Raw genomic sequence first — 11,194 nt, 5'->3', positions numbered from 1 at the left:
AAAAATCTTCTTTTTGGGTCATGATTACTTTTGCTTCTTTCCCTTTATCAGGGTATCCAAGCAGGTGTAATGTGCCATGAATCATAACGCGCTGTAGTTCATCTTCCAGCTTTGTTTTAAAGCTTTCAGCATTCTCTTGAACGCGATCTACACTAATAAAAATATCACCAATAATGAGTCCCTCTTTATCGCTATTATCAAAAGTTATGATGTCGGTATAAGTATCGTGATTTAGGAATTGCTGATTGATGGAAAGTAGGTATTGGTCGCTGCAAAAGATGAAGTTTAGCTCACGTAATTTATGAGATTCATCACTAATTGTTTGCTTAATCCACTTTCTAACAAGACCTTTATTTTTAAGGGAAAATGAAATATCTTCAGTAAAAAAGCGAATAGCTATGTTAGACATTAAACTTTAAAATGAAGTTCTAATTCATTGCCTTTGGAATTAAAAATACATTGATCAGCCAGCTTTTTTATGATGAAAATACCTCTTCCACTGAGGTTTTCAAGGTTTTCTGGTGCTGTAGGATCTGGGATATTATTAAAGTCAAAGCCATTACCCTCATCGGTAACAGTGAAAACCAAGCGTTTATTCTCTATTACTTCAAGGTTTATGTAAACCTTTTTTTCAGGGTTTTGGTCGTTTCCGTGTAAAACAGCATTGATAATCGCTTCACTTAAGCAAGTAAGAACATTGGCATATACTTCATCGCTGAAATTGTACTTAGCACTCAGTTCATCGATAAAATTTTCCAATAGCGTAATACTGTCAATCTTTGAAGCCAATTGCAGTGTGTACAATGAAGTATTATCTGAATATTCTTTTTGGTTAATCATTTATTGCCCGAATTTAAAAATTTAAAATAATCTAACACCTTTATTTTATAAAATGAATTAAATGATGGTGAGATTGTTTTAAGTAAATCAGTCTCTTTTTCTTTGTTTTTAAGGTAATCAAGCATCAGTTTTGAATTTATGGGTGCCTGGTTTTTTCCCTCAGTACTTTCTCTTTTTTCTTCTTCATCGCGTTCATTTTCAGCTTTTTCGGCATCCAATAGTTTGCTCAGAATTTCTTGCTGTCTTTCTAGTGTTTCATCTTTAATTTTCTTGTTTACGAGATCCGTCTCAGTTTGTTCCATCTCTTTTATTATTTTTTCTAAATTTCCGAGATCTCCCTGCCCATTCTTATTTTCCAACCGATTTATTTCTTGCATAGATTGCCTAATCATTTGCTGTTCTCGGGCCATTTTAGCAAAATTTTCACTCATATTTCCTTTTTGATTGCCTTGCTTTTGCTGACCCTGCTTTTGCATTTCATCTCGAGTTTTTTGCATGTTTTTATTTAATTGCTCCTGCATTTTGCTAAGCTGCGACAAACTTTGTTTCTTTTTACCCTTTCCCCCTGATTTCCCATTCTGTTGAGATTTTTCTAATTGATCTAATACCTCACTAAGCATTAGGGCCAAATTATTAATGGAGGTCATGGCATATTGCTGGTTGCGGTTTGCTTCAGCTGTTTTACGATCAGCTAGGTTTTCAATCGCATTTTTTACATTTAGATTTATTATTTGGACCTCTTTATTAGCTGTTGATTGAATCTGAGGCACTCGTTTACTAAGAGAATAAAGACTGTCTTCAATTAGTTTAAAATTGACCTGTATGTTTTTTTGTTTTTGGATTTTTAATACATAATCTGGGTTAATAGTGCTTAAACCACGCAAATCTTTCATGATTTTTTCTTGTTCAAAAGAGACGCTTAATAAGTTTTCTAATAATTGCCTTAATTCACTGCTGTTTATTTTATCTTCCTGTTCCTCCTCCTCTTCTTGCATTTTTTTAAGCTTATTGGAAAGTTCTTGCATTTTGGATCCCGCTTGCTTCTGATCCTCTGCAGCAGCTTTTGGATCTTTCTTATTTAGTTTATCCAGACTTTCTTTAAGATCCTGATTTATTTGATCTAAATCTTTTTGTGGTTCGTCAAAATTGTTTTGTTCTTCTAAATCTTCATTTTTCTGACTTAAATCATTAAAATCTGTTTTTAATTCCTTGAATTTTTCATTTAATTCATTTTGCTCGTTTTTGAGATTGTTGAGGTCGGCATTTTTTTGTGTGCTCTTCTCGGCTAGTTTGTCTTGCTCTTGTGCCAACAGACCAAGCTTTTCAATGGCGCCACTAAGTAATTGATCAAATTCAAGCTGCTTGTATAGTTCTAAAATTCTATCAAGCTCTTTTTGCAGCGATTTATTATCCATTTGAAGCTTGGATAAATCCTCACGACTTTGCTCTTTCATGTTTTTCTGAAGCAGTTTTTCAATGTTTTTTAAAATTTCTTTTGTCTTCTCATCTAGTACATTGTTAAACAATTCTTCTATTTGCCTTTTTTTCTCTAGAATTTCTTCATTTTCTATTGATTTTTGGCCTAAACTTTTCTCTTTATTTTCGTTTTGTATTTCTTTTACCAGATTTTCTAAGTCATTTTGCTTTTTCAATAGATTTTCAAATTGTTTTTTCTCTTCATAGCCGATCTTACTTTTATTGAGAAGTTCTTGGTTTAGCTTTTTGCTTTCTTTTTCAAGTTCTTTAGCCTTTTTAATGGCCTCCTCCATTTTGTCTTTGATTTTTTCGGATTTTGCTTCAAGCATCCGATTAATGTCTTTTTGAGAAGGCATTCTCAATGTTTTACTAATAGATTTACTTGATTTTGGCCCATTAACCCCATCATTATCAAAAACTTCGAAATAATATTCAATCTCATCGCCTAAAATTGCTGATATATCCCATGCATGAATAAAACTGCTTTGATTGGAGCCTTTATCAAATTCGATAGTTTTTCGGACCTCTTTAGCTTTTTTATTAGGATCTAGAACTTGGTAATTGAATGTTAGTTTCGAAATACCGTGGTCATCGCTAATCTGACCGGTAAAATATAAGACCTGTTTATTAATTGAATCTTGAATTTCACCAAACTCAATTTGAGGTAACAGGTCCGGAATTACCTGAATTTGATAGTTTACCAATTGGCCTGAATTAATTCCGATTTTGCCCGGACTTACACGATAAGTTAAACTTTTTAATGCTTGGTGACTGAATTTAAACTGATTAGACTTATCCTGATTGATCCGATATTTTTTTGTATTTATTTGAATATCAATAAGATCACTGTTTTCAGCATTAAATTTCCAGTTTATTTTTGAACCCTCAGGAACGACTAAATCGCCCGAGTTTTTTAAATGTTCATTTTTCTTTTTTAGGTACTTGGGGTATTCGATAAAAACATCAAAATTTAAAATACTTGGTTTTGCTTTTACTTCAAGGGAATACTCATCCGATTTAAAATTGCCTGCGCTCAGTCTGAATTTTTGGTTTTTTTGAACATTCTTAAAGGTATAATTGAAGCGAATAGTGTTTTCTCGCTTTAGTTTAAAGCTATTTTGACCGCTTTCAAGATATAGTTCGGCTGGTATTTGATTGCCTACCATTTTAACTAACACAGTAAAATCGCTCCCCTGTTCTGCAGAAAGGCTTTCGTTTAAAATTTTAAACTCAAAAGGCGCCTTTTCAACAAATTGCTGATCATAATTAATTAATCGCGTGGTGCTATCGCTTAAAATGCTTGGTGCTGCAAAAAACAAGAATATCAAAACGGCTAAAGGGCTGAGTACAAACTTCAAGTATTTGATATTATCATTTAAGGTGATTGCAGATGTGAAGGGAATTGGTTTTAGTTCTGCAATTTTTTGATTAATGCTAGCATCAATTAATTGGCGCTGCTCAGGATTTGAATCGTATAGCTTTTTTAGTTGAAGGGTATTGAGAAGCTTATCTTTTATGGGTGCAAAATGTTGTCCGATAATGTTTGATGCTTGTTCATGGGATATTGTTTTACCTAATCTGAAATAAGATAATATTGGAATCAAAATATATCCAAGCAATACCCAAAGATTGATTATAATAAATGAGTAATATAAAAAAGCTCTAATTATTGAGTCAAATCGTGCGAAATGCTCTGCGGTTATTATAAAGATAAAAGCGATTAAAGTTGAAGCAAAAAGAAATAAAAGTCCTTTTAGGATCTTATTGAGATAATATTTGCGAATAAAACCATCAATTTTAGCTAATAGATAGATATAATTTTCTTCAGAAGCTTTCATTGATAATCTATTCTTAAAAGAATCAGAGTTTTAAATTTTCTTCACTGCTTAAATATAAGAAATGCTTATTTAAGACTTCCTACAAATTTAGACTCATTTTTTCTTTAGGAGAAGCACATTTGCGACTTTTCTTTGTCCTTCATGATCCCATTTTCTATTGTCTGTGGGATAATTTACAACCCCATTTTCACCCCAATTATTTATCCAAAGAGTGGTAGAACCACCTCCATCAAGGTTTATAGCATCATCGGCTTGAAGCCAGCGCATTAATTTACTTAATTCAAATAAACTCATTCCGGCCGAATTTGCATTGCGCCCATCCACGGTAATTAATAAAACTTTATTGTTTTTTGTGATGGCTACAGCGGTTCTTGGATGTCTGGTTTTGTTGAAGACGTTTGCGGTGTCTAGTTTTTCTTCGCTTTGGTTCAAAATCAATAAGGGACCGCTAACCATGATATCATCTGCCACGAGTGTTTTTTCCCAATCGCTATTACCGTCCCACTTCGCTATACTTAATTTACCTTTTTGAATCAATAGAGCTGATTTTTGATGGTTGGCTCTTTTCCCATTTTTTGAAAGTCGATTTTCATTAATTACCTCACCATTTGATTTAATATAATCAACCGAACCACCATTGGCAATATCAAAAAAGGTACCGTTGAGGGCAGCGATAGCATTGGCTTGTTTTCCAAAATCGCTAGTTGTGATTAGCTTTTTAGCGTCAAAACCAAGGTCAAACACATATTTCCCTTTGCTGTTAATTTCTAAAACACTTACATTTTGATTGGAATTGAATAGGGTGTTTTGAAACCAGAAGGTTTTTAATGTAATACCCTTAGTGATTTTTTCTTTAGTCCATTGAGCGTTTACTACAGCAATCGAATCACTTTGAGCAAATAAACTAAATGAAATAAAAATTGAGATGACCCAGCTTAAGAAAAATGCTTTCATAAATTAAAATATGATACTAATATATTGATAAGGAACGGGATTTATTCTAGCTTTTGTTAAAACAGTAAAAACTAAAAAGCCCCGTTTCTGAAAAGAAACGGGGCTTTTTAAATTGATTTAAATTATTTCTTTGGATTCAATGCATCTTCGATACGAACAAGCACATCTTCTAAGTGTGATTTGATTACTGGATTAGCGTATTTAGGTAAAGAAGCTTTAACCTGAGCAGCTAATGTTTTCAATTCTTGACGTGCCATAGGGCGAATTTCAGACTGAGAAACATCAATTTGTGGGCCTGCCATAGCAGCAAACTGTGCTGGTATCTGAGCTTCGTTTTCATTTAATAGAAAAGAAACTCTTTCAATATAAGCTCTTTGTAAATTACGACGATAGGTATCCATATTCGCACCTGTTTTTAGCTCAGTCCAGATTCCGTTTCTAAGATCAGAAAACAGTTCTGGCATTGAATAAGCATTGGCACCGTTTTTCACGGAATTATCTATCAATCTACTAAGGCGAGAAAAATCAAGTATTCCGTTTAGAACACCAACTTGAGTTCTTCTTAAACGATCAACGATTCCAGCATTATCAAATTTATTTAATATGTTTTGGTCAAGCATCCATGTTGGGGTAGCGAAAGCTTGATCATTAATAAACTTAACAGCTGTTTTTTGTTTCAATTTTTCAACATGCGTGTAAACAGGACCTTTTTGCTCGTAGGTTTTATCATTTTCATAGATACCACCAATATTTGAACGAACATGACCCATGTAACGGTTCCACTGACCTAAAACTTCACCATAAAGTTCTTTCAAGTTATCGTACGGCTTTCCTTCTTCGTAAGTCCATTTTTCAATGTTTGGAAGGATACGCTTTAAGTTAGCGATACCGTAATTTGAAGCTTTAACAGCGTCATCTCCAAGATCTTCAGATTGAGAACGTGGATCGATTGGGTTACCAGTTTGTTGTCCGTAGAAATAAACCGGGTTTCCAGCTCTTTCAATAGTCCACTTATTTAATGTTTTAGCTTCTTGTTCTGGAGTTTGATTATCAAACCAAGTGTAACCCCATTTGATTGCCCACTTATCGTACTCACCAACTCCAGGATATAAAACAACACCTTCATCACCCGGTTGTGCGATATAGTTAAAACGAGCATAATCCATGATTGATGGAGCAGTACCGCCCATTCTCTTAGTGAATGCTGCAGAACGTAATGAATCAACTGGGTAAGTAACACTTGATCCAAAATTATGAGGAAGTCCGAGTGTATGGCCAACCTCATGAGCCGAAACAAAACGAATCAACTGTCCCATAATCTCATCTTTAAATTTTGGTGAACGAGCTTCTGGGTTAATTGCAGCAGTTTGGATAAAGAACCAGTTACGAACAAGGTTCATTACGTTGTGGTACCAACCAATATCTGATTCCATAATTTCGCCAGAGCGTGGATCAGAAATATGTGGACCATAAGCATTGGCAATATTTGATGCGAAATAACGAATTACTGAATAACGAGCATCTTCTGGCGACCAATCAGGATCGTTTGTAGGTGGCTCAAGTGCAGTGATTGCATTTTTGAAACCAGCTGCTTCAAATGCTGCATTCCAATCTTTTACCCCAGCAATAAGGTATGGTCTCCATTTTGCTGGTGTTGCAGGATCGATATAATATACAATTTGTTTTTTCGGTTCTACCAATTCTCCGCGCTTGTAAGCTTCAGGATCCTTAGGCTCTAATTTCCAACGGTGTACATATCTAGTAACCTCTGCTTTTTGAGCATCAAGTCCGTAATCAGTTTGACTTTGACCAAAAAATCCAACTCTATCGTCCATAAAACGAGCCTTGTATGGCACTTTCGGTAAAAGAAGCATAGAATTATGAATCTCAACCGTCATTGAACCAAGCGACTTATCCCCAGGAGCATCAGAAGCACGGTAAGTTTTTAACGAACGTACTTCGATGTTGATCGGAAATGACTTTATTGTATCAACATAGCTACGTGCCTCATCCATTGTACTGATTTTGTATTGAGTACGAACACCTTGAGGAAGACCTAATGATTGAACATCTTTTGTGAAAAGTTCTGTAACATCGATTACAACTGAACTCGAATCTTTATTGATTGCTTTGATATCAAATGCGGATAAAACAGCTTCCAAATTTGAGTTTTGAACCGATTGGAACATATCTGATTTTTGATCAGCGATGTTTCTATAAGAAGGGATTCTAATGAAAACCTGCTTATCACGTTTTTGCCATTTCCAAATCTGCTCATTTAACTCTTCACCACCATAAGTTCCATCTACGGTTGGAGTTTTTGCATAGCGAGTAACCACTAACATTTCACGGTTAAACAATGAATCAGGTATTTCATAGAAATATTTTCCATCCAAGCGGTGAACTTTAAATAATCCGTTGTCTGTTTTAGCCTTGTCGGTTATTACCTCTTTGTATGGTTTTATACCACTAGTACTCGGTTTTGCCGGAGGCGCCGGAGTAGTTGTTTTGGCGGGGTCCTGAGCCGGAGCTCCACCATTTCTGCGATCTTGGCCGTTTGAATCATTTAAGCCAATTGCAATTACCAGCGCTGCTACTGCAGCAACTCGTAGGTTGCGGTAGTTTTTTGTCATAGTTAATTTATATAATGGTTTAGGTTTAAGTATTCTACAAATTTAAAATTAGAACTGACTTTTGAGCATTTTTTATTTATCTATCATAATAAAATTACAATATAGGAAGTGTTTATTTTACCACTTCGTTATAAAAATCTTGTCTTTAGACTCATAAAAACCATAATTGTTACCTTTTTTGTGATTTATAATAATTTCGGCCCTAAGCTTATAATTCTTTACTATTTTTATGATAGCGAACAATCAAGTCAAATATTTAAAAAACAAGCTAATGAAAATTAAAATGTTAATCTGGGCACTAATTTCTCTTTTAAGTATCGAGTCTTTAGCCGCTAAAAATATTCCCCCACGTAAAATTCTTAAAATGTTTAGGAAGTCAGAGGTGCTTAAGCAACAGTTTACTGGCTTTGCCCTTTATGATCTAGAAAAGCGTAAAATGCTTGTTGAACTTAATAGTGATAAATATTTTACTCCGGCATCAAACACCAAACTGTTTACATTTTATGCGGGATTAAAACTTCTTAAAGATTCTATTGCAGGATTGCATTATGTAGAAAGTGGCGACTCATTAATATTTTGGGGTACCGCTGACCCCTCTTTCTTAAACAGAGAACTAAGGGAGCAAAAGGTTTTGAAAAACCTAAGTTCTTCAAAGAAAAACCTTTATTGGTCAACTGGTTTATATAATGGTGATTTTTATGGAATGGGCTGGTCTTATGATGATTATAACGACTATTATCAGCCTGAAATATCTGAATTTCCTATTTATGGAAACGTTGTTTTCTTCAGTAAAAAGAATAATGCATTAAATACTTATCCGGAGATTGTTAATGGCGGACAAATTACTCTTCAAACAGAAAAGACAAGCTCCTCTACTCGTTTTAGAATTCGTCGTAATTTATTCAACAACGAGTTTCACATCCCAAATACCGCTATTCCATCTAATTTTAACCAAACCGTACCGTTTAAAGTATCTGAGCAAGTGGTGAGTGAATTATTGAAACAAAGCTTTCCTAATTTTTCGGGAACTACCTCACAAAAAAAACCAATGGATGCTAAAACATGGTATAGTGTGCCATCAGATACTCTTTTCCGTGCGATGCTTTTGCCTAGTGATAACTTTATTGCCGAGCATATTTTATTAAACATTGCAGCTACAAAGGGGATGGAAATGAATACTTCTCTTGTTATAGAACATGTTACAAAAAACTATCTTTCAGATTTGCCAGATAAACCACTTTGGGTAGATGGATCTGGACTATCCCGTCAAAATCTCTTTACCCCACGCACAATGATTAAGCTTTGTGAAAAGATATATGATGAGGTTTCGGATGAAGAAAGATTATTTGATTTATTGCCCCAGGGTGGGAAGACAGGCACTCTTAAAAACCTCTATAAATCGGATAAGCCTTATGTTTTTGCCAAAACAGGAAGTCTGGCAAATAACCATAACCAGAGTGGCTACCTTGTTGGTCGCAAAGGCAAAAAATATATTTTTTCGTTTATGAACAACAATTTTACTGAGTCGACAGCCGTTATTAGAGCTGAAATGGAAAAAATAATTAACTCAATTACTCAAAATCATTAAAAAATGAAAAAAACCATCGGTTTGTTTTTGGTTCTAGGCTTTTTAATGCTTTCTTGTTCAGACTCTATTGAGTGTGCAGATATTGTATGTACCAAAGAGTTTCGTACTGTAAGTCTTAGGTTTGTTGATGCTAATGGTAATCCGCAAATAGTAAAAGATTTTACCGTTGTAAATAAGCGAACAGGCGAAATAATGACTCCTTTAAATGATATGGCTAATCAAGGGCTTTACATAATAGCCAGCGATTCCGATAAAACAAAACTCTCAGAGAATGGAGATAATGTACAGGTTACAGCTACAAATTCGAAAACCAATGTTAAAATACAAGCCGATTTTGTAATAAGTGGAGGTTTATGTGCTTGTCATATCAATAAAATTTCGGGCCCCGATACCATACAACTTTAAAAATCATATAGATTTTTAATAGTCTAGATAATTGGTCTATTTAAACCATTGAGCTATATTTGATTCTGGGCTTACCATAGAATTGAGTATAGCTCATTTATTTTATTAGTAAATGAAAAAGACCATTCTTATTTTAATCCTTACAATTATAAGTTATGCTTGTAGTAATGCGCTTCCAAGTACCACAACTATTTATATTGTGAGACATGCCGAGAAGGATATAAGTGACCCTAAAAACCAAGATCCCGAATTAAACGATGCGGGTAAAAATAGGGCTAAAGATTTAAATGAAAAACTAAAGAATCAACAAATTGATGCTGTCTTTTCATCAAAATTCAAGCGTACTAAGCAAACCGGTGCTGCTGTTGCAGAACGCAATGGAGTTAGTATTATAGAGTATGATGCTCATAATTATAAAGCCATTTCTGAACTTGTAAAAACAAAATATAAAAACAAAAGGGTTTTAATCATAGGCCATTCAAACACGGTGCTTGAACTTATTGAATCATTTGGTGCTGCTCGTCCATTAGCCGCTTTATCAGATGATGATTATGATTTTTTCTTCGAAGTAAAAATTGACCATATGTTAAAGGTTGCATTGAGCACTAAACAATATGGAGCGTCACATCGTAGTTCACACATTAAATAGAGAAGAAATAAAAATGGCTCCTGCTAATCAAAACAATTTATTTTTTGGTGGTACAGCTTACCTTGGGATGCCTTTTAATGAAAATTTCAGAAAATTGGTTTTTAAGGGTATGGAGATTTATGGTATAAACCATGGAGCGTCGCGGAATAATAATATTACCCTTGATATATTTTTTAAAGCAGAGGAAGCGGCTGCCAAAAGATTTTTGTCAGACGATTCTATAATTGTTTCAAGTGGATATTTAGCTGCTCAATTGGTGATTCAACATTACTATGCTAGTCACCAATTTATTTATGCACCCGACTCACATCCGGCTTTACATATTGGAATTCCCTCAATTCCTAAGATAAATTATGCTGATTGGGTAGAACAAACCGTTGAAAAGATAAACCAGTCAAAAAGTCCCACTCTTATCATAAGTAACGCATTAAATAACCTAAAACCCCAAATTTACGACTTCTCATGGGTTTCGCGAATTGAGGAATCTTGTTCTGTTGTGATTTTAGTTGACGATTCACATGCTCTTGGGATAATTGGTGAACAGGGTGAAGGCACCTATTCTAAAATTCCGGATCTTCCCAATATTGAGAAGATAGTGATCTCTTCAATGGCAAAGGCATTTGGACTGGATGCGGGTTTAATTCTTGCTAATTCGTCTATCATTAAATCGCTTCGAGGTTCAGCAATTTATGCTGGAAGCTCGCCACCCTCGCCGGGAATTCTTTATGCTTTTGTTCATTCAGAAGAAAACCATCATCAAGAACTTAGAAAGCTAAGAACAAACATTAATTATTTTGTAGAATTACTACAT

9 protein-coding genes are annotated in these 11,194 nt (G+C 34.5%); 4 read left to right on the top strand and 5 right to left on the bottom strand.

Translation table 11 applies throughout. The features are described from left to right. The 5 genes from ybeY to ACIQ0D_RS08515 all read right to left on the bottom strand — a co-directional run. Window positions 1-409, bottom strand: a 409-nt coding sequence (gene ybeY, locus ACIQ0D_RS08535; RefSeq protein ID WP_395804662.1) for an rRNA maturation RNase YbeY, incomplete at its 3' end; no start/stop codon positions are given. Then, window positions 409-840, bottom strand: coding sequence for an ATP-binding protein (locus tag ACIQ0D_RS08530; protein ID WP_395804660.1), 432 nt, complete (start codon window positions 838-840; stop codon window positions 409-411). The genes ACIQ0D_RS08530 and ybeY, both read right to left, overlap by 1 nt. Further along, on the bottom strand, window positions 837-4,154 hold the full coding sequence (locus ACIQ0D_RS08525; protein ID WP_395804658.1) for a DUF4175 family protein: 3,318 nt from the start codon (window positions 4,152-4,154) through the stop codon (window positions 837-839). The genes ACIQ0D_RS08530 and ACIQ0D_RS08525 overlap by 4 nt, the downstream gene beginning before the upstream one ends. Before the next feature lie 93 nt (window positions 4,155-4,247). Next, on the bottom strand, window positions 4,248-5,108 hold the full coding sequence (locus ACIQ0D_RS08520; protein ID WP_395804656.1) for a phosphodiester glycosidase family protein: 861 nt from the start codon (window positions 5,106-5,108) through the stop codon (window positions 4,248-4,250). A gap of 122 nt (window positions 5,109-5,230) precedes the next feature. Further along, on the bottom strand, window positions 5,231-7,741 hold the full coding sequence (locus ACIQ0D_RS08515; protein ID WP_395804654.1) for a zinc-dependent metalloprotease: 2,511 nt from the start codon (window positions 7,739-7,741) through the stop codon (window positions 5,231-5,233). Between the two features lie 271 nt (window positions 7,742-8,012). Here ACIQ0D_RS08515 and ACIQ0D_RS08510 point away from each other — a divergent pair, with 271 nt between their 5' ends. From ACIQ0D_RS08510 to ACIQ0D_RS08495, 4 genes are all read left to right on the top strand, one after another. Next, window positions 8,013-9,329 carry a D-alanyl-D-alanine carboxypeptidase/D-alanyl-D-alanine-endopeptidase gene (locus ACIQ0D_RS08510; RefSeq protein ID WP_395804653.1) on the top strand — a complete coding sequence of 439 codons (1,317 nt, stop codon included), beginning with the start codon at window positions 8,013-8,015 and terminating at the stop codon, window positions 9,327-9,329. A gap of 3 nt (window positions 9,330-9,332) precedes the next feature. After that, complete coding sequence (locus ACIQ0D_RS08505) at window positions 9,333-9,734, top strand: hypothetical protein (protein ID WP_395804651.1); 402 nt, start codon at window positions 9,333-9,335, stop codon at window positions 9,732-9,734. Between the two features lie 112 nt (window positions 9,735-9,846). After that, entirely contained in the window at window positions 9,847-10,383 is a 537-nt protein-coding gene (locus tag ACIQ0D_RS08500; RefSeq protein ID WP_395804650.1) for a SixA phosphatase family protein, read from the top strand. Further along, a partial coding sequence (locus ACIQ0D_RS08495) for an aminotransferase class I/II-fold pyridoxal phosphate-dependent enzyme (RefSeq protein WP_395804648.1) occupies window positions 10,349-11,194 on the top strand: 846 nt, incomplete at its 3' end. The genes ACIQ0D_RS08500 and ACIQ0D_RS08495, both read left to right, overlap by 35 nt.

The sequence above is a fragment of the Daejeonella sp. genome, from assembly GCF_044342615.1.
GTDB lineage: Bacteria > Bacteroidota > Bacteroidia > Sphingobacteriales > Sphingobacteriaceae > Daejeonella.
Note: the sequence above shows the minus strand (reverse complement) of the source record. Positions and strands in the feature narration are given on the sequence as shown.

Excerpts from the sequence above, each read along its gene's own strand:
- ACIQ0D_RS08530 (WP_395804660.1), bottom strand. The coding sequence starts at position 840 with ATGATTAACCAAAAAGAATATTCAGATAATACTTCATTGTACACACTG.
- ACIQ0D_RS08525 (WP_395804658.1), bottom strand. The coding sequence starts at position 4,154 with ATGAAAGCTTCTGAAGAAAATTATATCTATCTATTAGCTAAAATTGAT.
- ACIQ0D_RS08520 (WP_395804656.1), bottom strand. The coding sequence starts at position 5,108 with ATGAAAGCATTTTTCTTAAGCTGGGTCATCTCAATTTTTATTTCATTT.
- ACIQ0D_RS08515 (WP_395804654.1), bottom strand. The coding sequence starts at position 7,741 with ATGACAAAAAACTACCGCAACCTACGAGTTGCTGCAGTAGCAGCGCTG.
- ACIQ0D_RS08510 (WP_395804653.1), top strand. The coding sequence starts at position 8,013 with ATGAAAATTAAAATGTTAATCTGGGCACTAATTTCTCTTTTAAGTATC.
- ACIQ0D_RS08505 (WP_395804651.1), top strand. The coding sequence starts at position 9,333 with ATGAAAAAAACCATCGGTTTGTTTTTGGTTCTAGGCTTTTTAATGCTT.
- ACIQ0D_RS08500 (WP_395804650.1), top strand. The coding sequence starts at position 9,847 with ATGAAAAAGACCATTCTTATTTTAATCCTTACAATTATAAGTTATGCT.